At 43.7% G+C, this 22,889-nt stretch carries 23 protein-coding genes; 14 read left to right on the top strand and 9 right to left on the bottom strand.

Annotated features, from left to right (window positions below; all coding sequences use genetic code 11):
• Positions 1–331 precede the first annotated feature (331 nt).
• The gene (locus L2729_RS02535; RefSeq protein WP_248986835.1) at positions 332–1,024 is read right to left on the bottom strand and encodes a pseudouridine synthase; all 693 of its coding nucleotides are present in this window, start codon (positions 1,022–1,024) and stop codon (positions 332–334) included.
• 183 nt (positions 1,025–1,207) lie between these two features.
• On the opposite strand from L2729_RS02535, the gene L2729_RS02530 reads away from it, so the two are divergent.
• The 5 genes from L2729_RS02530 (at position 1,208) to L2729_RS02510 (ending at position 6,380) form a co-directional block, all read left to right on the top strand.
• Complete coding sequence (locus tag L2729_RS02530) at positions 1,208–1,762, top strand: sugar O-acetyltransferase (RefSeq protein WP_248986834.1); 555 nt, start codon at positions 1,208–1,210, stop codon at positions 1,760–1,762.
• A 505-nt stretch (positions 1,763–2,267) separates the two neighbouring features.
• Complete coding sequence (locus L2729_RS02525; RefSeq protein WP_248986833.1) at positions 2,268–4,352, top strand: M13 family metallopeptidase; 2,085 nt, start codon at positions 2,268–2,270, stop codon at positions 4,350–4,352.
• A gap of 184 nt (positions 4,353–4,536) precedes the next feature.
• Complete coding sequence (locus L2729_RS02520) at positions 4,537–5,319, top strand: RelA/SpoT domain-containing protein (RefSeq protein WP_248986832.1); 783 nt, start codon at positions 4,537–4,539, stop codon at positions 5,317–5,319.
• 132 nt (positions 5,320–5,451) lie between these two features.
• Entirely contained in the window at positions 5,452–5,853 is a 402-nt protein-coding gene (locus L2729_RS02515; protein WP_101092905.1) for an SMI1/KNR4 family protein, read from the top strand.
• Positions 5,854–5,879: 26 nt separating this feature from the next.
• A complete protein-coding gene (locus tag L2729_RS02510) occupies positions 5,880–6,380 on the top strand; it encodes a DUF4447 family protein (RefSeq protein WP_248986831.1) in 501 nt (166 codons plus the stop codon).
• Between the two features lie 148 nt (positions 6,381–6,528).
• Here L2729_RS02510 and L2729_RS02505 read toward each other — a convergent pair whose 3' ends face one another.
• A complete protein-coding gene (locus L2729_RS02505; RefSeq protein WP_248986830.1) occupies positions 6,529–7,152 on the bottom strand; it encodes a glutathione S-transferase family protein in 624 nt (207 codons plus the stop codon).
• Positions 7,153–7,355: 203 nt separating this feature from the next.
• Between L2729_RS02505 and L2729_RS02500 the strand changes: the two genes are divergently transcribed.
• From L2729_RS02500 to L2729_RS02465, 8 genes are all read left to right on the top strand, one after another.
• Positions 7,356–7,886, top strand: a complete 531-nt coding sequence (locus L2729_RS02500) for a PH domain-containing protein (protein ID WP_248986829.1) — start codon at positions 7,356–7,358, stop codon at positions 7,884–7,886.
• Between the two features lie 66 nt (positions 7,887–7,952).
• Positions 7,953–9,218: an Nramp family divalent metal transporter gene (locus L2729_RS02495; RefSeq protein WP_428848215.1), complete on the top strand. Its 1,266-nt coding sequence runs from the start codon at positions 7,953–7,955 to the stop codon at positions 9,216–9,218.
• A 15-nt stretch (positions 9,219–9,233) separates the two neighbouring features.
• A complete protein-coding gene (locus tag L2729_RS02490) occupies positions 9,234–10,391 on the top strand; it encodes a serine hydrolase domain-containing protein (protein ID WP_248986828.1) in 1,158 nt (385 codons plus the stop codon).
• Between the two features lie 77 nt (positions 10,392–10,468).
• Positions 10,469–10,951 (top strand): YehS family protein, encoded by a 483-nt coding sequence (locus L2729_RS02485; RefSeq protein ID WP_101092916.1) that lies wholly within the window; start codon positions 10,469–10,471, stop codon positions 10,949–10,951.
• Positions 10,952–11,151: 200 nt separating this feature from the next.
• Entirely contained in the window at positions 11,152–12,840 is a 1,689-nt protein-coding gene (locus L2729_RS02480; RefSeq protein ID WP_102038171.1) for an NAD-dependent malic enzyme, read from the top strand.
• A 333-nt stretch (positions 12,841–13,173) separates the two neighbouring features.
• Positions 13,174–13,866, top strand: coding sequence for a YajG family lipoprotein (locus tag L2729_RS02475; protein ID WP_248986827.1), 693 nt, complete (start codon positions 13,174–13,176; stop codon positions 13,864–13,866).
• Between the two features lie 395 nt (positions 13,867–14,261).
• Positions 14,262–14,882: a DUF1326 domain-containing protein gene (locus tag L2729_RS02470; RefSeq protein WP_248986826.1), complete on the top strand. Its 621-nt coding sequence runs from the start codon at positions 14,262–14,264 to the stop codon at positions 14,880–14,882.
• 130 nt (positions 14,883–15,012) lie between these two features.
• Complete coding sequence (locus L2729_RS02465; RefSeq protein ID WP_248986825.1) at positions 15,013–15,660, top strand: DUF2182 domain-containing protein; 648 nt, start codon at positions 15,013–15,015, stop codon at positions 15,658–15,660.
• Positions 15,661–15,778: 118 nt separating this feature from the next.
• Here L2729_RS02465 and L2729_RS02460 read toward each other — a convergent pair whose 3' ends face one another.
• Both L2729_RS02460 and L2729_RS02455 read right to left on the bottom strand, forming a co-directional pair.
• The gene (locus L2729_RS02460) at positions 15,779–16,216 is read right to left on the bottom strand and encodes a DUF3069 domain-containing protein (protein ID WP_248986824.1); all 438 of its coding nucleotides are present in this window, start codon (positions 16,214–16,216) and stop codon (positions 15,779–15,781) included.
• 32 nt (positions 16,217–16,248) lie between these two features.
• On the bottom strand, positions 16,249–16,773 hold the full coding sequence (locus tag L2729_RS02455) for a phosphatase PAP2 family protein (protein WP_248986823.1): 525 nt from the start codon (positions 16,771–16,773) through the stop codon (positions 16,249–16,251).
• Between the two features lie 213 nt (positions 16,774–16,986).
• Here L2729_RS02455 and queG point away from each other — a divergent pair, with 213 nt between their 5' ends.
• Positions 16,987–18,171 (top strand): tRNA epoxyqueuosine(34) reductase QueG, encoded by a 1,185-nt coding sequence (gene queG, locus L2729_RS02450; protein ID WP_248986822.1) that lies wholly within the window; start codon positions 16,987–16,989, stop codon positions 18,169–18,171.
• A gap of 43 nt (positions 18,172–18,214) precedes the next feature.
• On the opposite strand, the gene L2729_RS02445 is transcribed toward queG, so the two are convergent.
• The 5 genes from L2729_RS02445 to L2729_RS02425 form a co-directional block, all read right to left on the bottom strand.
• Positions 18,215–18,424, bottom strand: a complete 210-nt coding sequence (locus L2729_RS02445; protein WP_101092934.1) for a dodecin — start codon at positions 18,422–18,424, stop codon at positions 18,215–18,217.
• 205 nt (positions 18,425–18,629) lie between these two features.
• Positions 18,630–19,154, bottom strand: coding sequence for a protein disulfide oxidoreductase (locus L2729_RS02440; RefSeq protein ID WP_248986821.1), 525 nt, complete (start codon positions 19,152–19,154; stop codon positions 18,630–18,632).
• On the bottom strand, positions 19,154–19,933 hold the full coding sequence (locus tag L2729_RS02435; protein ID WP_248986820.1) for a DsbA family protein: 780 nt from the start codon (positions 19,931–19,933) through the stop codon (positions 19,154–19,156). Before L2729_RS02435 ends, L2729_RS02440 begins: the two co-directional genes overlap by 1 nt.
• Positions 19,934–20,053: 120 nt before the next feature.
• Positions 20,054–22,117: a protein-disulfide reductase DsbD family protein gene (locus L2729_RS02430; RefSeq protein WP_428848214.1), complete on the bottom strand. Its 2,064-nt coding sequence runs from the start codon at positions 22,115–22,117 to the stop codon at positions 20,054–20,056.
• 215 nt (positions 22,118–22,332) lie between these two features.
• Complete coding sequence (locus L2729_RS02425) at positions 22,333–22,668, bottom strand: hypothetical protein (protein WP_248986819.1); 336 nt, start codon at positions 22,666–22,668, stop codon at positions 22,333–22,335.
• Between the last annotated feature and the right edge of the window lie 221 nt (positions 22,669–22,889).

Genomic DNA, 22,889 nt, shown 5'->3' with positions numbered 1-22,889 from the left:
GGTAGCTTAGGTTTATTAGCGTTAGCACTATTGGACTTACTAGGAGGGGCGCGTAAAAGATACATTAATCTGTAAGAGCACTAACGTTAAGCATTTACGATTTTCTAACCTTGTCTTTGGGCCCTCAGCTGAGGCCTTTTTTTATCCGCTTTGTTCAATACTAAAAGAAACTTATTCAACTGTTACGAATAGTTAATGATAGCTCCAAATACAAAAAAACACCGAACGCAGCCACGTTCAGTGCTTTATCTAACCAGCGACTATCCGCTATCTATTCCACTTAGCTACGCTGATATTACTTATCCAAATAGCGTCACGCTGACTTAAAGAGCTACTTTACGGACTTGGCCTCAGCGTCAGTTAAAAAGCGCCATTCACCTAGCTCAAGCGTGCTATCAAGTTCAATTTCGCCCACTTTTTCACGGTGTAATTTAGTCACGTGATTACCAACCGATGCCAGCATACGTTTAACTTGATGGTACTTACCTTCGGTAATCGTTAAGCGCGCTTGATGCATGCCCAATAATTCAAGGATTGCAGGCTTAGTGAGGCCATCTTCATTATTGAGTTGTAACCCTGTGGCAAACTGCTCAACCAAATCAGCGCCAAGTGGCTCTGCCGTTTCTAGCAAGTAGCGTTTGCCACACTCTTTTTTAGGCGAGGTTACTTTGTGCGACCATTTACCGTCCGTCGTAATCAAGGTTAGACCAGTGGTGTCAGCATCAAGGCGCCCAGCAATATGCAAGTCTTCAGGTCGAATAACATCTAATAAACCGATAACTGACGGATACTCTTCATCAATAGTTGAACAGATAGTATCAACCGGCTTGTTAAGCATGATGTAACGTGGGCCAATGACCTTAAGGACCACACCTTCTAAACGAATTTCATGGTCATCAGTGACTTTAAAACCCGAGGTTTTAACCACTTCACCGTTGCAAGTCACATCACCACGATGCAGTGCTTTCTTTGCCGAAACACGAGAATGGGAAGTTGACTCACAAATATATTTATCTAAACGCACTGTAACACTCAGCTATATGACCATAATGGCCGACATTATGGGGCTAGTCAGGCTAAAGGGCAAAGATTTGCTGGTAATACCTATTCCATTAAGTATGTGATCAATTCAGAGCTCTTTAATGGAATTGGTATAAGCTCTCCAACGGAAAGACTATTGTGCCATGAGTTAAACAAGGATTGATCGATGACGCCATTACTGACTTCTGCCCAAAACAAACAATTTAATAAGATGGTGAGGGGTGAACAATACAATTGTTTTGATCCTGAACTATCAAACTATTGGCAACAGCAACAAGCACTTAACCATCGAGTTAATCTCTCTTGTAACATTGACCGAGATTTACTGCCTAACATTGCGACAGATACAGTGATCCGAACACCTTTCTTTATCAGTTACGGCATTAACCTTTTTATTGCGGAACAAGTCTTTATTAATGCCAACGTCACGCTACAAGACAACGCTCCGATCCACATTGGCCGTCAAACGATGCTCGGGCCTAATGTACAACTTTACACCGCCAACCATCCATTAGATCCGACAAAGCGTTGCCAAGGGTTTGAAATCGCTCAATCGATTCATATTGGTGAACGGGTATGGATTGGTGGCGGCGCGATAATTTTACCGGGGGTGAGCATTGGCGACGATGCAGTCGTTGCCGCAGGAGCTGTTGTCACTAAAGATGTCCCGACAGCAACCGTGGTAGCTGGAAACCCTGCGAAGTGGTTAAAGTCGATATAATTAGGGCTCAAGCTAGGGGCTGTTGATCTTTCACGGTTGTTTTTGCCGCAGTTTATTGGCTATTTTAACAAGGCGGAGGCTATGTCGTTTAGTCATTCTCCACAAATAGCCTACAACACCGTAAAAATAGCCAAGAAGCGCGGCCCTTAGGGTTCGTTTCAATGCTTTTAGTCTTTTATGACTAGAGTGCGTTACGAGATTTTAGCTTAGATTGCTAAATCATCGCTCAAGCCTTGTACTAAAATCATTCTTCTTTACGGGAAAGAGTCGAACAAAAACTAAGCTCGAAAGATCAACAGCCCCTAGACTAATGACCGATAAGGAAACCTTTTCTTACAGATCATTAAGCGATTATTGCTCTGAGTTAGCAACATAGGCTTGTTCACGCAAACAAAAAAGCCTTAACATGTGTTGCTTGATGTAACTTGCAGCTTATTAACATGCATTTTAGTTGTCATTAATTGCAAAAATAATAACAAATTGACGGTATATAAAAGGAAGAAAAATGAAAAAAGTACTCGTTGGGGGCTTATGCGCTTCCCTTATCGTTGGCCTAAGTGCGTGTAATAGCGACACTGCAGCACCGAAGATACCAGAAACAACTAAAACGGAAACGGCTGTAGCCGTACAAAAAGCCCTTTCATCAGGCATTGATTTTGCTAATTTCGATAAGTCAGTTCGTCCGCAAGATGACTTTTACTCTTATGTAAACGGCACTTGGATAAAGAACACGACTATTCCTAGCGACCGCACTAGCTCTGGTGCATTTTACGATCTCCGTGAAAAGTCACGTGATGATGTAAAAGCCATTATCGAAGAAGTTGCTGCAACACCCAACCTGAAAGCCGGCAGTGACGAGCAAAAAGTTGCCGATCTATATCGTTCATTCATGGATACTGAAACCCTCAATAAATTGGGCATTAAGCCAATCCAAAGCGAACTGGATAACGTCAGCGCGATTAAGTCAAAAGATGAACTCGTGACTTACTTTGCCCATAGCCAAGTTGTCGGTGGCGGTACGCCAATGGCATTTTACATCGGCGTAGATGCTAAAAACTCTAGCCGTTATGCTACGCATATCTGGCAATACGGCCTAAGCCTGCCAGAAAAAGATTACTACTTTAACCAAGATGAACGCTTCGTCAACATCCGTAAGGCGTTTGTAGAGCACATCGAAAAAATGTACACCTTGGCTGGATTGGCTAATCCTAAAGCCAGTGCTGAAGCGGTACTTGCACTTGAAACATCAATTGCTGAAAAGCATTGGGATGTGGTTGAAACACGCGATAGCACTAAGACTTACAACTTATACCAAGTTAAAGACTTAGCGACACTGGCACCGGACATGAATTGGGACGGTTACCTAGCAACACTGGGCGCTGATAAGCAGGCTGATATCATCATCAACCAGCCTAGCTATATCTCAGGTCTAAATGACGTTATCAAAAATACTGATCTTGATACTTGGAAGACCTACATGCAGTGGCAGGTACTGACACATGCAGCAAGTAGCCTAAGTGAAGCACTTGATACTGAAAACTTCGAGTTTTTCTCTAAAACTCTTAACGGCCAAGAAGAGCAAGAACCTCGCTGGAAGCGTGGCGTTTCCTCAGTCAACAGTCTGCTCGGTGAAGTCGTTGGTAAAGTCTATGTTAAGCGTCATTTTGCTCCTGAAGCAAAGACGCGTATGCAAACGTTGGTTGAAAACCTACGGGGCTCTTACGGTGATAGCATTGAGTCTTTAGAGTGGATGAGCGCTGACACTAAAGTCGCCGCGAAAGATAAGTTAGCTAAATTTAATCCTAAGATTGGTTATCCCGACCGTTGGGAAAGCTACGACAAGCTAGCCATTAAAGCTGACGACCTATTTGGTAACAACCTGCGCGCAAGCCAGTTAAGCCATGAAAAAGATCTTGAGAAACTAGGTGGCCCAATCCGCACATGGGAATGGGGTATGACTCCACAAACGGTTAATGCTTACTACAATCCAACGATGAACGAAATCGTATTCCCTGCCGCTATCTTACAACCTCCATTCTTTAATATGGAAGCTGATGATGCAGTAAACTACGGTGGTATTGGTGCGGTTATCGGTCATGAAATGGGCCATGGTTTTGACGACCAAGGTGCTAAGTTTGACGGCGAAGGCAACATGCGTGACTGGTGGACTGAGCAAGACTTAAAAGAGTTCTCTATTCGCGGTAAAGCGCTAATCAATCAATATAATGATTATGCTGTATTTGATGACCTAAACGTTAATGGTGAATTGACACTCGGCGAAAACATTGGCGACCTATCGGGTGTAACCATTGCTTATCGTGCATACAAGAAATCACTTAACGGTCAAGAAGCACCTGTGATTGACGGTCTAACCGGCGATCAGCGTTTCTTTATTGGTTTCACGCAAATTTGGCGTGCAAAAATCAAAGAAGAGTCAATGCGTAACCGTGTCGCAACTGACCCACATTCACCAGCACAGTTCCGCTCACTTGGCGCACTATCTAACATGCCTGAATTTTACAGCACCTATGATGTTAAGCCTGGCGATGCGATGTATATTGCGCCAGAAAAACGCGTAAAAATCTGGTAATTACCAACAGGTAAAAGCCTTTTATAAGCTCAAAAACAAAACCGCTGATGATAATATTCATTAGCGGTTTTTTATTGATTTTTTGCCCCCATATCTCTTTATGAACAAAGCTTAATTTGTCATTCAGCATAGCTTAAGTGTTGAGAGGGTAAGTTAAGCTCACAGCCAACATAAAGGGACTGCTATGAATCGTATATTACGAACTTTTTTCATCTTCTTACTGTTACTTTCTACCCGCTCAGCCTTCGCACAAACGGTGCCGATGGAGCGAGATAGCAACGGCGAAAATGGCAGCTACAGTGCTAAACTTGCATTTACTAACGACATCGACGGACTAACCGCAATTGAGTCGATTCAATATCAACTGCCCAGACAAACCAGTGCCAACCTTGACGCACTGTATGCTAAGGCTCCGACAGCACAGCAAGAGCTGGCAAACTTATTAGCAAACATAAGCAGCCAAACTCAAACCAAGTCGATTCTCGCCGGCATAAAAAGCCGCGAAAGAGCTGAAGCCAAAGTCCACAATAAACTTAACAATGATGCTAGCCAACTAACCGATCTGGTTAGAGCAAGTATTGTGAGTAACGATATTGAAAACTTAATGCAAGCATTTGCATTAGTTAAAGCTGATAGCCAGATCATAAAAGTTAAAAACCGCTTCGCCGAGCCAAAAGACTCTGGCTATCGTGACCTTAACTTGTTGGTTAGATTGCCTGAGTCACAGATGATTGCTGAAATCCAGCTGCATCTATCTGACATTGCAGAGATTAAAAGTGGTGATGAGCATGAGGTTTATCAACAAGTACAAAGTCTACAAGCTAATGCACAGCAACAACAACGCACACTTAGCGACTTTGAAACGGCAAAAATAGTTCAGCTACGTCAGCAGTCGCATAAGCTTTACCACAAAGCTTGGCTCAGGTATAAGCGCTTAGACCAAGCAAGCTTACTCACAGCAGCATAAAGATTATCAAGTTGGGGCTAGGTTAGGCCTATGCCCCATGTTGTAATGTCATACTTTTCCTCAACAGCTTTTTGTGACTTCCCCGATAAAAGTCTATACTCCCGCCCAATAGCCTTAACACACGAAAAAATTATGAACGATATCATTGAGCAGCTACAAGAGATGAGCGAGACAGTTCCGGTACCATTAGAGCTGGCAACCTTTGAACAAATTGTTGAAGTAGAAGAGGAAATTTTAATGCCACTTCCTTTGGCGTTGAAAGAGTACCTGTTGGATGCCAGTGACCTTATCGTTGGCAGCTTAGAGCCAGTGACTGCCAGCGATCCTCACTCGCACACCTTTTTATCAGAGGTTACAGCATACGCTTGGTCTATCGGTTTACCGCGTGAATATATCCCTATTTGCCAGCAGGGTGATAGTTTCTTTTTCATCACCCAAGAAGGCGAAATACAATTATGGCAAGACGGTGAAATCCATGAAGACAGCTGGGAATCATTTTGGGAATGGGCCGAGAATGTTTGGATGCGTAGCTAACCATAAAAACTAACTAAGGAAACACAATGTCTAAAAATATCGGCCTCAATGCCATTGAAATGCAGTATCTTCGCCACTCTCTGGCACTCACAACTGCGCAAGTAGCTGCAATAGGCAAAGTTTCAGAAGCTGATGTTATTGCTTGGGAAGCAGGCGAAAAGCCAGCACATATGCCAGTACAAAAGAAGCTGATAGAAATTGATGAAGTTATCGAAATGCAGGTTCTTAATACGTGCGACGGTATCGAAGCGCTCTTTTCTAAAGAGCCTAAGCGCACTTTAAGTTTTGTGGTTTACCCAACACAAGCGCTATACGCACAATACAATCCTGAGTTTTTAGGCAGCTTACCTTTAGCTGAGTTGTACAACACTTCAGCATGGCGCATTAAAAAAGAGTGCAAGCTGGTACTTGAAGTTGAAGTGGTACTCGTCGCGCTTGAATTCGAATCGTATAAGGCTTACCGCGACAAAGACGGCCTTAAAGAGAGCAGAGAAAATCGTGCTAAGTGGGCTGCAGCTCAGTTATAAAAGCTAGGTTATAGAGTCTAGGAACAAGCTAAGACGAAACAGCCGGATAATCTGAGACGGATAGATTAAAGATGGTTCTAGTCGCTTAATTGAACTCAAAATAAAAAAGCATCCATTTGGATGCTTTTTTAATGACTGTTTATGACTCTTAAACAGCGCATGCTTCCTCTTTTTTCAGAGCACTGGCCATCGCCTTACGCGCGGTTATACGATCTCGATATGCCGCAAGCTTAGGCGGAATATCTTGCTCAAAACGAGTCGCCCACGACAAAGTATGTGCTAATAATATATCGGCAACGCTAATCTCTGCACCGAGCAAGAACGGGGTATCAGGCAACCACTGCTCCGCAATAGCCGCCGCTTTATCAAACTCCCACTTAGCCACGGTAAACATCGCCTCAAGCCTAAGTTCCTCTGGTATCGCAAACTTATGTTTGCCGATAGTCCATAGGGGTTGTTCAAGCTCATTGGTGATAAAGCTTATCCATTGATGGTGCAACGCAGAGGCATCAGAGCCCGCTTTTGGCAGTAAGCGTCCTTTTCCATACTTTTCAGCTAAGAACACAGCAATAGCGGCAGATTCTGTAATAACGTTACCATTGTCGATAAGCGCGGGGACTTTTCCGCACGGGTTAACGGCTAAAAAATCGGGATGTCGGCTGTCGCCTTTTGAGAAGTTAATGAACTGGTAGTCCCACTCAAGTCCTAACTCTTCTAACGTCCATGATACTCTCAGTGACCTGCTCCGTGGGACTCCATATAAAGTAATCATCTTGCGCTTCCTTTGCTGCTTTAACATGTATGAAGTTTTAAACTACTCCGATGAAGTAAAAATTGAAACCAACAAATTATTCTAAAATCATAAAATACTTCAAATTAGATTCGATTTTGCTTAAGTTAACCTAAGGGCAATAACAATAGCCGCCTCAAGTCATAATTACGCTCCATCATCCGTAGTGAAAATAAGGGTTAACCATGCAAAGCAGTCTGGAAAAAAGCATTAAACGAGCAGAGTTTGCTAATAATTTAGGCCTGTATTGGTTAACGCCAGTCACTATCGTACTGACGCTATCCATCATCGGTATTCCATTGTTACTGCTGTGGCTACCTATTGGAAATATTTTTACTCGTCGCTATATCGACAATATGAGCACCGAGCTAACGGACCGAAAACTCATTGTCCGCAAAGGTATTTTCACCCGAACTGAAAACACAGTCCCATTAGATAAGATTACCGACATGGCGTTAATCCAAGGCCCATTGATGCGAGTATTTAAGCTGCATAAATTAACGATTGAAACCGCGGGTCAATCCGGTTCTGGTGCACTATTAAATTTAACAGGGATCATCGACGCTGCCGATTTTAGAAGCCTTGTGTTAGCTCAGAAAGAAACACTAAACCAAATTGAAATGGACAGTACCGCAGATGAAAATAATGACACCCATCTGGTCACACTTTTACAAGAGATCTCTGATACCCTTAAACGCATTGAAAAACAAAACTAATCATTAAATTTCAATTTATTAACTCACCGACCTCCTTTTTATATTTTTTAATAAAGTAGCTAAACAATGAGCAACGGCAGTATTCCTACACTTTCAAAGTCCACTTTTCAGCTAGGTTCTGTCATCGGTGCCATGGGCCCTGGCATTTTAATGGCCGCCGCTGCCATTGGTGCCTCTCATTTAGTTGCCTCTACCCGAGCTGGCGCCGAATTTGGTTGGCAATTAGCTTGGGTTATTTTAGCCGTCAACTTACTCAAGTATCCCTTCTTTGCGGCTGGTGCTAGGTACACTGCTGCCACCGGCGAGAGCTTACTCGATGGCTATTTAAAACAGGGCCGCAACTATTTAATCTTGTTTACTAGCCTTAATGTCATTGCCGCCATAGCAAGTACTGCGGGGGTGGCGATGTTAACCGCGGCAATGTTGACCCAGTTTGTCCCGCTCTCTATCGACCTATTAGCGCTACTGGTGCTGATATCGAGTTTAGTCATACTCATTTTTGGCCATTATGCGCTGCTCGACAAGATGACTAAGGTCATCATGTTGGCACTAACGTTAACCACCTTAATTGCAGTTGCACTCGCATTTAATGCGCCATCGATTGTGCAACCAGGCTTTGTGTCGACTTCACCTTGGCAATGGGCTTATATCGGCTTTTTAGTGGCGATGATGGGCTGGATGCCAGCACCAATTGAAGTCAGCGCTTGGAACTCTCTCTGGTTACTGGAGAAACAAAAAAGCCAACAAGTGACAAAGCAGCAAGCCTTATTCGACTTCAACTTTGGTTATATCATTACCGCCCTGCTCGCAATTGTATTTCTAGCGCTTGGCACTTTGGTGATGCATGGCAGCGGCGAAACGTTTTCAGCCTCTGGCGTGCAGTTCTCTAAGCAGCTAATCAACCTTTATAGCAAGGTAATGGGTAATGAAAGCCGATACTTAATTGGTTTAGTGGCCTTTTTATGTATTTTTAGTACCACAGTTACGGTCATTGATGGCTATAGCAGAACCTTGAATATGGGTTGGCAACTGCTAAAAGGCAGCCAATACAGCCAAAAGAGACTTAACACAGTGATGTGTTTAATGAGCTTATGTGGACTGGCCATTATTTTATTTTTTAAAGGGGCGTTACTGCCATTGCTTGAGTTTGTTATGATCCTCGCGTTTATGACCACAGTTATTTTCGCTTGGCTTAACTATAAATTGATGATCAGCACAGCACTTCCTGTTGAAGACAGGTATGGTAACGCAATGAGAATACTCTCTTTGTTTGGCTTAACTTACCTTATTAGTTTTGCGGTTTTATTCATCTACTGGATGCTTACTAAATAACGGACTACACCTGCGATGCATTTTTTAACGAAAACAATTCTGAGTGTTATATTGCTCACTCTTTGCTTATGGGCTGCGAATAAAGCCAGTGCCAACCGCATAGCCAACAGTGATATAGCCAAACAACTACCCACAATCATTACCCAAAATGAGCGGCCGTTTAACGGGATCATTATGGTGAAACGCAACAACCAACCGCTGTTTACCTATATCTCCGGTGATAATGTCAGTCTGAAATCTGAATTTATTATCGCCTCGCTATCTAAACAGATCACCGCCACGCTAGTGCTTAAAGCCGTTGATGATGGCAAGCTAGCGTTAGATCAATCGGTTAATCATTATCTGGGAACGCAGCCATCACAAAAGAGTCCCGACAATATCCCTGACAGCGTAACCATCTCGCATTTACTCAGTAATACCTCTGGGCTCGTTGAAGCAGGTAAGCCGCCGTTGTTTGAGCCTGGCAGTCAGTTTAAGTACTCAAACTATGGTTATGCCCTACTTGGACAACTACTTGAGACCGTCAATCAACAACCCATTACAGAACAAATCAACGCATTCAACCTGCTGGCAGGATTGGGCGGACTGAGTGCGCACTTAGGCAAAACATCAACCATCAAAAAGACATCCCCACTACTGTTACTTGGCCAAGAAGAAACAAGGCATCAGCAGCAAGACGGCAATGACACCTCAAGTTATGCCGCCTCTGATGTCGAGATTAATCAGCAGCTGCTCACCGCTGGTGGCATGATGGCGTCAGCCGATGCCTATAGTCATTTTCAATATGCGCTATTCACAGGCCAGCTTATTAGTGAACAAAGCCTACTAGAGATGACGACTTCCCATAGCACCCGAGAACATCGTTGGGGAGCATTGGGCTATGGCTATGGCACGCAAATCAGTAATATCAACGGCATAACTGAATATAGTCATAGTGGTTACCTTCCTGGCTATGTCAGCCTTGCACTCTATTACCCACAGTCGAACGTCAACGTGGTCATTTTAGAAAATACCTCTTGGGATCTGCAAGATATCAATCGCACTTTTGGGCTGCACGATAAGATCCGCAATAGTATTAACAGTAAACTGGTGGCGTTAGAAGACAGACCCGTAGCCAAATTATACCAAGCAGGAAAAGAAGCAATCACAGCAACTTTGCTAGCAGCAAAGTAAATACCAAACGATTCTGCTATAATACGCACCGATGATTACGCAGCCGCGCAGTCAAATAGCATAAAGAAAATACAAATATGATTAACAACGATATTATACGTAAAGTCCGCTACATCCTTGATTTAAGCAATGCAAAAATGCTACGCATTTTTGCTAAAGCTAATCACGAAATCAATCAAGAAGAAATCATCAACATGTTGAAAAAAGAGTCTGAAGAGGGCTATCAGCCTTGTAACGACAAAACCATGTGTATGTTCCTTGATGGATTTGTGATCTATAAGCGCGGACTAAAGCCTGGTGCTGAAATACCAGAGCCATTATCACAGCTAACAAACAACCTTATCTTTAAGAAGTTAAGAGTTGCTTTTGAATTGCGTGAAGACGATATTATTGAAGCTCTGACGCTAGCCGAATTTAATATGTCTAAATCGGAACTTGGCGCACTGTTTAGAAAACCTGGCCACAAGCACTATAAAGCGTGCGGCGATCAGGTTTTACGAAACTTCCTAATGGGTTTATCCCTGAAGCATCGTCCAAAACCCGCTGAAACTGAAGCTTAGGCTTTAGTTTGAGTTAAGGAATAAAGCACAGCATTTGCTGTGCTTTTTTGTACCTGAAAAAGTCCACTACTGAACAATATTCTCTGATTAAAAAATTCATCTTATCGGCAGACAAAACGCAACAAAGATCACGGTTTGTGTTAATCTTCCGTGATTAACATCACCTCCTTAAACTAACAAAAACAGAGAAAAGGTTTCTAATGGACGATAACAAACGCCCGCTCTATCTTCCTTTTGCCGGTCCTGCCATTCTTGAAGCACCTTTGATTAACAAAGGCAGCGCATTTTCCGACGAAGAACGTATTTTTTTCAATCTTGAAGGCCTATTGCCGCATGTGATTGAGACAATCGAAGAGCAAGCATCACGCGCCTATGATCAGTATAAGAATTTTTCTAATGATTTAGACAAACACATCTATCTTAGGAACATTCAAGATACTAACGAAACGCTCTATCATCGTTTAGTGCAAAACCACATTTCTGAGATGATGCCTATTATCTATACCCCTACTGTCGGTATGGCATGTGAGCGTTTCTCAAAAGATTATCGTCGTAACCGCGGGCTGTTTATCTCTTACCCGAACAAAGATCGTATCGACGACATCTTAAATAACTCGACTCGCCAAAAAGTAAAAATCATCGTAGTCACCGACGGTGAACGTATTCTAGGTCTTGGCGACCAAGGTATTGGTGGCATGGGGATCCCGATTGGTAAGCTTTCGCTCTACACCAGCTGTGGTGGTATTAGCCCCGCTTATACTTTGCCAATCACGCTTGATGTCGGTACCGATAATCCACATCTACTTGAAGACCCTATGTACATGGGTTGGCGTAACCAACGCATTGGCGGCGAAGAATACAAAGAGTTTGTCGAAGCCTTTATGCAAGCGGTTAGCCGCCGCTGGCCAGATGCACTGATTCAATTTGAAGATTTTGCGCAAAAGAACGCCATGCCATTGCTTGAGCGTTACAAAGATCAATACTGCTGCTTCAATGATGATATTCAAGGCACTGCTGCTGTTACTGTAGGTTCACTACTCGCAGCCTGTAAAGCGGCTGGCACTCAGCTTTGTAAGCAACGAATCACCTTCTTAGGTGCGGGCTCTGCAGGTTGTGGTATTGCCGAAGCTATTGTGGCGCAAATGGTATCTGAAGGCATTAGCGAGACCCAAGCACGCCAACGAGTATTCATGGTTGACCGTTGGGGTTTGTTACAGTCAAACATGCCGAACTTACTGCCTTTTCAACAAAAACTAGCGCAACAATGTAGTGATGTAGAGAGCTGGAATAATTTCAGCGACAACATATCCCTACTCGATGTCGTCAGTAACGCTAGGCCAACCGTGTTGATTGGTGTCTCTGGCTCACCAGGATTATTCAGTGAAGAGATCATCAAGGCGATGCATAGCCATTGTAAACGCCCAATTGTGTTCCCGCTGTCGAACCCTACAAGCCGCGTAGAGGCCACACCAAAAGATATTTTGCATTGGACAAACGGCCAAGCATTAGTTGCAACAGGTAGCCCCTTTGAGCCTGTTGTGATTGATGACATTACCTATGAAATAGCCCAGTGCAATAACAGTTATATCTTTCCTGGCATCGGCCTTGGTGTGTTAGCTGCTGGTGCAGCCCGCGTCAGTGACGCAATGCTAATGGCGTCTAGCCGTGCATTAGCCGAGTGCTCACCTCTTGCAATTAATGGTGAAGGCTCTTTACTACCGAAGCTTGAAGATATCCATAGCGTCAGTAAACATATCGCTTTTGCTGTCGCTAAAGTGGCAGTTGAAGAGGGTCATGCACTGCCGAGCAGCGATGAGTTATTGACTCAAGCAATCGAAGATAACTTTTGGACAGCTGAGTATCGCCGTTATAAGCGAACTTCGTTCTAATTTCAGTTGTGAGCGATTGATCTCAGCGGTTAGAGGCTAAGTTCACAACTAGCACTAAGAATTTACGCTAAAAAAGCTGTCAGTATTTACTGGCAGCTTTTTTTTGTTTTTAAATTAGAGGATACACTTGCAGATTTAATTGCGAATAAAGGTACGGCCTACGGCCAAGGTTAGTCGTAAGCCTCTGCAATATCCGTACATACGGCCGTTCATTCACATCTAAGCGAGATAGAAACCACAATAAAGTACTAATACAATTGAGTTATTAGTATTTTGTTATATATAATCAGCGCCGTTACAACAAATTAATTACAAATGAAAAAAGGACTTACAATGTACAAAATTTTATTAGTGGCATTTGCCATATTAACGTTATCAGGCTGCGTTTCTCCCATTGCTTTGCAAGAACAAACACCTACCCCTGAATATAATAACGCTGCCCCCATTCTTATCAGTGTTATTGATAACCGTAAAAAGGTTAAAGAAGGTAAACCCGAAACTTTCGTTGGTCGCGTACATGCAACCTTTGGTATTCCAGTTGATTGGGATGTAGATACCATCTTGGCAACGGAAAAAGACGATAAGTCGTTAACCTTAAGTCAGTGGCTACAAAAAAGAATCGTAAAAGGGTTAACGGAAAAGGGATGGCAAGTAAAACCTGCTGATTTCAAAACAATACCGACAGAAACCATAGCGAGCTATACGTTAACAGAGCAAGGGTCACAACATCTTTTAGTTCTCGACTTGCAAGAGTGGTTCTTCAGCATCAATTTAAACTGGGTTTCATCATTTAATTTTGATACCAATGTTGATACGTACTTATTTGATAAGGATAACGGCTTAACGTATCAACACAACACTCAAGAAAGAGATGTGATTGAGGAAGAAGCCAATGAGTCACCTCAAAACAACGTCCTTCGCGCTTATCACGACCAATTATTACAGATTCTTTCAGACCCCGCGCTAAAAGCACAAATTCAAGAAAAGGCGCAAACACAAATGGCTGAGTCTACAACGACACTCTAACGGCCATATTAATAAAAACGTCTGTTCCGCCTCGTTATTGCAAATGATATTTTCTATAACGAGGTTGGTTTTCACCCATGTATATAGAGTATTCACTTACGTTCATTCGCATCATGTGACTATAGGAATAAGTCCTTATCGGTTACTTCCACTCTCAATGATCGTTATATTTATTCCTAAACTTCTCGTCCGTTATTAGACTTTTTATGACTGACAGAAAACTGTTAACCCCTTTCTGATATATGCTTTTAAGAACATAACAATAAAAACAACAGTTTGAAAATTGGCGCGAATACCAGAGACTATTTACCGACATTTCCCCCTTGCCAACACCCTATTCCTCAAAGCCACAAGACTATACTTAAACGCACCTTTTCATGATTTGGACAGCCATTATGAGTGTTAATAATAACTGGTCATTGAATATGCACCAAATTGAAACCTGCAACTGTAATCATGGTTGTGGCTGCCAATTTGCAGGCTTCCCCGATTTTGGTACTTGCGAGGCTTTACTGGGTTTCAAGGTCAATGATGGCCACTTTAACGATGTGAAATTTGATGGCTTAAAAATAATACTCGCGATTAAATGGCCAGGAGCAATCCATGAGGGCAATGGCAGCTGTATTTTGTTTATTGATTCGAGTGCCAGCGAAGAGCAAGTGACTGCGTTAGCAACCGTATTCACCGGCCAAGCAGGCGGAATGCCTTTAGAGGCATTAGCGGCAACGTTTAGCAGTTTTCATGGCCCCGTTCTGGCAAAAATCAATATGGATACCAGTGAGAAAACGGCCTCGTTCGATATTGAAGGCGTGGTGGGGGTTCAACAAAAACCACTAATTAATCCGGTGACAGGCGAAGAACAACATGTGCATATTGGCTTTCCTGATGGCGGTTTTATTTGGAATGACGGCCGTATTGGCACCACCGAAAGCATGTGGCTCAAACATGATGCTTTCAGTTTTGACCATGCTGGTAAGTTTGCGGCTAAGGCGAATGTACAATGGCCCAACGGCTAACGCAAACCTCTGGCAACAGTGCTAATCTGACGTTTTGAGCATAATTAGCGCAGCTTGCCGCACTCAACAATTACACTCTCCCATAACTTGGCTGAGTATTGTCCTGCTCGTTGGGCTAAGTTGGTATTACATGCTATTTGGCATGACCATGGTCATGTCTAGCCATTGGCATATTAATGAACTGGCGTTGGTTTTTATGATGTGGGCGGTGATGATGGTTGGCATGATGATGCCCTCGGCCACGCCGATGATTTTACTGTTCGCCAAAATAAGTCGTACGCGCCAACAACGATCGGCCGAGTTTGTCTCGTCTAACTTGTTTATATTGGGCTATCTGCTTTTATGGAGTTTATACAGTCTGGTGATCACTCTAATCCAATGGCAACTTCATCAGTACTCCTTAATGACCCCCATGATGCAAAGCAGCAATGATATTGCCAGTGGTATTTTGCTGCTTGCTATTGGTCTATATCAGGTCTCGCCATTAAAACAGCGCTGCTTACATTACTGCCGTTCACCGCTCAATTTTTTAATGTCCCAGTGGCAAGAGGGCAAACTCGGTGCCATTAGCATGGGGCTCAAGCATGGCCAATATTGTGTTGGTTGTTGTTGGCTATTAATGGCGCTACTGCTAATTGTTGGCGTGATGCATATCGGCTGGATTTTAGCGCTGTCAATTCTAGTTCTACTGGAAAAGGTCCTTCCTTGGCCCAAAGCACTCAACCTTGGCATTAGCGTCTCTTGCCTAGTAGCAGGGCTGTACCTCTTACTTTTCTAATTGAGAAAAACACATAACGACAGATCGTTAGAGGCAATAAATTCCAGACACAAAAAAGGCTATGGTCTCGTGTTCCCATAGCCTTTGTCTTTAACCCATTTGCCGCAAACGAAAGTATTTACTTACCGTCGATAACCGCTTTAATGCTGTTAAGCATTGAGCGATCGGTACGGGCTTTTTTCAGCTTACGTACACTCTCTTTTAGCGACGCATCTGATAAACGGGTGAAAATACCGTTGTATTCTTTCTCGGCGATCTCATCATCTGAGTCGGCCATGTCGGCAATATCTTGTGCTACGCGGCTCAATTGAAACCAAGCATTAGCAATATAAAAACCGTGAAAATCTTCTTGCGGCAATAGCGCTCTGGCACTCGCGGGTAATGCGTTCCAGCCACTATTGAACTTAAGATCGGTATCTTCAATCAACTCATTACAAAGGTTGGCATAGGCTTCTAACAAGCTCTCTGGGATCTGATTCATTGGCATAACGGTATTGCACACGTTTAATGCCACCAGCTCAGCACGAGCTCGATATTCAGCGTTTAATTCAGTCATTTTTTAATCTCTATTACAATTTACAATACGGCCTAGAAAGTGCCGCTAATATACACGCCATAATTGCCGTTACCTACAATTGGCGTGATGGTAATACCTTTATAAGGGTCAGTAAAGTATAAGCCCGATAACACCCCTATCGCCGCGCCGGCTAACACGTCTTCGACCTGATGCTTATCGCTTGCAACCCGTGTATAGCCAACATAAGCTGCACCAACATACGCAGGAATAGCCCACTTCCAACCATAACGCTGCTGCACAAACGTGGCCGCCGCAAAAGTATCGGCAGCGTGCCCTGACGGAAATGAATCATCACCCGAACCATCTGGACGCTCTTTATCTACCGTATATTTAAGCCCTTCAACAACAAGACGAGAAACCACGCCAGTCTTCACCAGTTGCCATGCGCCCTCGTAGTCATCTTCATAGATTAAACTGCCGCCGAGCGCCGCAACAGGGATGAGGAGATGCAAAATATCACCTGATTGCTCTAAATCTGATTTAGCAGATACTGAAAAGCTCATCAGCACCAACAAACAAACCAAAATCTTTTTCATTGAGTTACCTTTGGAGATGAGTCCTCTAAACACGGCGTTGTTATACAGATCCCAACGAGTAATTGCAAAGACTTGTCTCAAGCAAAATGAAATGCAGCAGTCAGCGGTAATATAGTTGCGGATGAGGCTAGCCTTGTTATTTCTCGTAGAAGATTACAGCCTGTAAGTAAATACTGCTATTATTAGCTGTCTCTCTTCATCGCCTCCATCTCTATGCCAAACTCAGTCAATAATCTCGAATCCATCTCTCTGTTAACTCCCGCTGCACTGCGCAAGCTTGCTGAACAGATAAAAGCCTGGGGCAGAGAACTTGGTTTTGCTCAACTAGGCATTTGCGATACCGATCTCACCGCCGAAGAGCCTAAACTGCAGCAATGGCTAGACAACGACTACCATGGTGACATGGGCTATATGGCTAACCACGGCATGATGCGTGCCCGGCCACATGAGTTACACCCAGGAACCCTGCGAGTGATATCTGCCCGTATGGATTACCTGCCGCCAGAGGCCGGTTTTGCCACTAACCTTAGCGATCCTAACTTAGCTTATATCTCTCGTTATGCAGGCGGACGCGACTACCACAAGATGATTAGAAGTCGACTCAAAAAACTGGGGGACCGAATAGAAGCAGAGCTAAAAGAGATGGGTTTCAGTCAGCCAAACTCACGTCCTTTTGTCGATTCAGCCCCCATATTAGAAAGGCCATTGGCTGATAAAGCCGGGCTCGGCTGGACCGGTAAGCACAGCTTACTGCTCAATGCTGATGCAGGTAGTTGGTTTTTCCTCGGTGAGTTGTTTATCAACCTGCCTTTGCCTGTCGATATTCCGGTAAGCGAGAACTGTAACACCTGTGTCGCCTGCATTAAGTCATGCCCGACTAACGCCATTGTCGAGCCTTATGTGGTTGATGGGCGCCGCTGTATCTCCTATCTTACCATTGAACTACAAGGGGCTATTCCAGTCGAGTTTCGTGAGGCCATAGGCAATCGAATTTACGGTTGTGATGATTGCCAACTCGTTTGTCCGGTTAATGGTAAAGCGCCACTTACAAATGAGACTGACTTTCACACCCGTACCCCGCTTAAGCAGCCTCAACTACTGGCGTTGTTTGCATGGACTGAAGCTGAGTTCCTTAAATTGACTGAGGGCAGCCCCATCCGCCGCATTGGCCATAAACGCTGGCTTAGAAATATCGCTATCGCCCTCGGGAATGCGCCTTCCGAGCCCTCTATTATATCGGCACTTGAAGCCCGTAAATTATCAGATGAAGTCGATGAGATGGTAGCAGAACATATTGACTGGGCACTCGAGCAACAAGCAAACAAACAGCGCCTATTAAACCGTAAAACACAGCGGGTCATTCGGACGGTAGAGAAAGGATTGCCACGAGATGCGTAAAGGCTGCTCATTATAGAGCAGCTCTTCGGTATATTAACGGTATTTATTTGGGATTAAGTGTAAAGCCCACTTTGATTGTCACTTGCCAATGAGCCACCATTCCCTCCTCCAAATGACCCCGAGTTTCGGTCACCTGAAACCAGCGCATATGCTGTATTGACTCATTTGCCGCCGCAATGGCATTTTTTATTGCATCATCCGAACTTATCGGGGATGAACCTGTAAGCTCAATAATCTTGTAAGTATGACTCATGGCTAGCTCCAACGCGGTTAAACACAAATATGTTAACCAGTATAGAACACCAATGACGGCGGTGTTTTCCATTTCATTTATAAGATGAGGTGCTTACTAGAGTGCAGATCACCGATGACTCTTTAGTGCGAAAATATAATGGATAATAAAAAGGTAGCCAACTTGGCTACCTTAGACTGAATACAACATGAGGGAACAGCTGGCTTTATGCCAACAGCATTCGCCACCACATTCCTGGTAAGCTCGTAAAGCCGCTGGTATAGAACTGCAGTTCACCGTCTTTAATCACCATCAACGTCGGCGTCACATTGACTGAAAAGTCTCGGGAAAGTAGCCCCTTCGTGTCATTTACCACGGGGAAATCATATTGCTTGTGCTTCAAATACTGGCTGAGTTTTTCATCACTGCCAGAGTTCATCGCCACCGTCACCACCGAGTATTGTGTTGACATCATATCCACCGATGGACTAACAAAGCTGCATACTGGGCACCATGTTCCCCAAAAGTACAGCAGAACAGGCTCTTGATAACTCATCGCCAGAATATCGACGGCATCGCCATTAAGAGTCATCGCTTTTAAGTCTGGCAGATTATCGGTGGGAATATCTTTACTGCGCCACAGATCTAATGCCGCAGAAAACAGAGTAAAAACCACCAGCATAATGGCTATTTGTCTAGCACCATAAAGTACTTTACTCAATAGGGATTTAGAGGCATTCGGCTTCGTCATTATCCTTGTGCCTTAAGCGCTTTTTCAACCTCTTGTTTAAGCGTTTCAAACGGCACTAAACCAGGGATTATCTGCTCACCAATAATCATACTTGGGGTTCCCCGAAGACCGAGTTGTCGCATTAACTGTAGATTTTCATCCACAATGGCGTCCACTCGGCTGTCATTTTTACTCAGCCACTTCTGCGTGTGTGTTAACTTGGCCACTTTGGCGATAGTCGCGGAGTCGAGTCGGCGAGGCGCTGCCATCAAAGTATTTTTAAGTGCAAGGTATTTTTCAGGTTCATTCAGCCAAACCGTTTGCGCCAATTCGACCGCTTCTACAGCACTTTGTCCCTGTAACGGTACCATTTTGATAATGATTTTCAACTGAGGAAATTCGGCTATTAATTTTTCCAACTCTGGCTCTAACTTTTTACAATAAGGGCAGTTAAAATCGGTAAAATAAACCATGGTAACATCTGGTGACTCAGCGCCTTTCCATGGATCTGTTTTTGTATTAAATAGCGCCTGTTCATACTGCTTGATGAGCGACTTAGCGCTCGCTTTCTGCGAACCTTGCTCGCGTACTTGCATAGCAATAATCGCCTCTTTAAGCAGATCTGGGTCATTGAGCAGCATCTCTTTCAATATACCCTTAACTTCTTGCTGCTGCCCTGGACTAAGCTTACCTTCATCCGCATTAACACTTGCGCTACTCACCGTTTTAACCCCGATAAATGTGAATATGACCGCTAGAGCCACGCCTATTATGCTTTTTGCTTTTACGCTTAATGTCATCTTAATACTCTCTTAAAAATGCTATCTTCAAACGGCCCTTTTAGCCATTCTCAGTCATATAGGTTTAGCTCGCTAGCGTCTGTCACTATAGTTGCTAGCGAGTTAGGTTTGCCGTATACGCTAAAAAGGACCTTTAGCTGATGCTTTATTTATCGCCGCCATCACTTGCTCTGTAGATAAGATCACTGGGAGCTGGATCCCATCAGGAGCATTCGGTCCATAAACCACATTAAACGGTACACCATAGCGATTATGACGTTGTAAATAGTCGGTAATAGGCGCCGAAGGTTTAGTCCAATCACCAATAACAAGGTCAATATCAGCTTGTTTTAAGCGGCTATAAACAGGGTCTTGTAATACCACACCCACTTTATTGGCTTTACAGGTAATACACCAATCCGCAGTGACATCAACGAAGACGGTCTGCCCTTTAGCAACCTTTGCCTGAATGTCACTTTGTTGAAGTGGCGTCCAGCTGAGATCGGTAGGTAACGGACTCGCCCATCTATCTGATGTGGCAAATGCACCGATCGCACTCATAATAATACCCATGCTAATACTGGCTATCACAGCAGCGGAGCCATGTACCTTGCCGACAAAAGTGATAAATAACAGCAGCAGTATCGCCGCCACAATCCATAGAATGCCCGTTGCGATGAAGTTTGCTAACAAACTAATAAGCCAAAGACTGGTGAGTAACAGCAAGCCTGAAAAAATAACCTTAACCACATTCATCCAGCGGCCGGGCTTGGGAAAGTAATTAGCCACTTGCGGGACTGCCGCGACCATCAACCATGGCAACGCCATTCCGACAGCTAAAGCGGTGAAGATGACAAATAGGCTGATGACATCAGCGCCCAATGCGAATGCAACTGCAGTACCTAAAAAAGGTGCGCTACAGGGTGTGGCCAATAGTGTCGCGAACATCCCTTGTAAAAAGTGACCACGGTTGTCATTGCCACCGGTCGTCGCCAGCTTTGTTTGCACACTAGAAGGCAAGTTAATTTCAAATGCCCCTAACATGTTTAAGGCAAATACAGAGGTGATCAACGCCATAAAGCCAATAAACCAAGGGTTTTGGAATTGCACGCCCCAACCTATTGCTTGTCCGGTGACTTTTAGGGTAAGAATAAAGCCCGCTAACAGCCAGAAAGAGACCAAAATACCTAAAGCTGACGATAAAAATTGTTGTCTTATCTTAGTTTTATCAAATGCTGGAGCGGCCACCACAGCACTTAATTTCATCCCCAGAACTGGCAACACACATGGCATAACATTCAAGATCAAGCCACCCAGTAGTGCTATCAGCAACATCGTCAGTAATGACGTTCCACTATCAATAATGTCCACCGCAGTCACCGGTGCGCTGTACTCAATAGCCGTATCAGCCTCTATCACAGTGACATTTAACGATTTACCAATGAGATCCGTTTCTCCTAACCAACTGCTACCATCAAAAATGGCTTTTAGTTGTTTAACCCCTTGATCATTGGTACTGGTTTCTACCTTTTTTAATTTAAAGGTAACGTCAGGTTCACCATCAATAATCAGTTGCGGATATTGCCAATCGCCCTCGTTTAGTAAAACTTCTAGTTGTCGCTTTTCTTGATCCCAACCAAGGTTAATGTCGGCGTCAGTCTTATGCTGTGGCACGCTCGATGTTGCCTTGTTATAGGCAAACATCGCGGCGGGATCCGCTGTCATACGCTTAGGATCAATGCTTAAGTGCATTTCATAATCGGTGAGTACGCAGATATTGGTACAGCTGGATAACGTGATGACCGCTTTCAGTTCAAGTGGCTCATTAATATCTTTGCTCTGCAACAACATCGGAAACATCACATCATGCTTATAACCAAATGTCTGTAAACCAAGCAATGAAAACGATTCTGGCGCCGGCCAGTCCCATCTTACATTGGCAAGATTTTCCGATTGTTCCCAATCAATACTCGGCGCTATCCCGCCTTCTCCAGGGCTACGCCAATAGGTTTTCCAATCATCTTCAAGTTTAACCTCTAACACCGCTGGCAAGGTCTTACTCACAGGATCTAGCTCACCAGTAAGCATAAACTTAACTTGAACGGGCGGGTGATTTGGATTTTCAATCCACCCAGTAGATTGGGCAAAGGTTGAGCTCGATATTAACAAGCCAAACATCAGTAAAAAGGATTTAACAATTTTCAATTTCGTCTCCGTAACGATGCATAATCTCAGCTCTCTAATCGATAAAGATGCATAACTTTTGAGCTGAGTTGTTATGTTGTCAGCGCATTTTAAAAAGGCTTACTGATAGCAGCAAGCACACAATATATGGATAAAAGATGGTGTAAAGCGCTCATCAAGCCAATCTAGCGATAAAGGCTGTGGCTGTAGATGTCGATTATAAATGTCATTAAGTCTTACTCTTGAAATCGGCAAAAAGAGAGATGTATTCGTCGTGGTTTAGGCAAAATGGGGACATCGAGAACCCAATGCAATTGGCGGAAAACGATGGGTAACAACGGAATAAAAAACAACAATAGCAATACTAGACTTAGATGCGGTACATCCATGCAAGCCCGCAAAGATTTCTCAGACAGTTCACAAGGCTTTAGCGATAATTCATCCAAAAATGATGCTGCCGTTAGAATTTGCGTACTTAATTGTGGCGCGTCATTACCAATAACCTGATTAATCGTACGCAACATCCCACTATTTTGCATCAAACACAAAAAGACCAACACAGTAAATACCATGATGATCTTACTTTTCGCGGTTTGTATTTTGCAAAAAAAGCGAATAATGAACTCCAAAATTATCGATTATCACCAGCGTCATGCGATAAGACCGAGCTTAAGCGGAATTAGTTCATCAAGATATAAAAATAGTTTGCTATTGAGCCCAAGGACACTCAATTAAACTGAGCGACATTGGACTCTAGGTTATTTTAAGCACTGAAGGCTCCCGTAAAAAGATC

Origin of the sequence: Shewanella gelidimarina (assembly GCF_023283945.1) — a bacterium.
Taxonomy (GTDB): domain Bacteria; phylum Pseudomonadota; class Gammaproteobacteria; order Enterobacterales; family Shewanellaceae; genus Shewanella; species Shewanella gelidimarina.
This window is presented reverse-complemented; position numbering and strand designations above follow the sequence as displayed.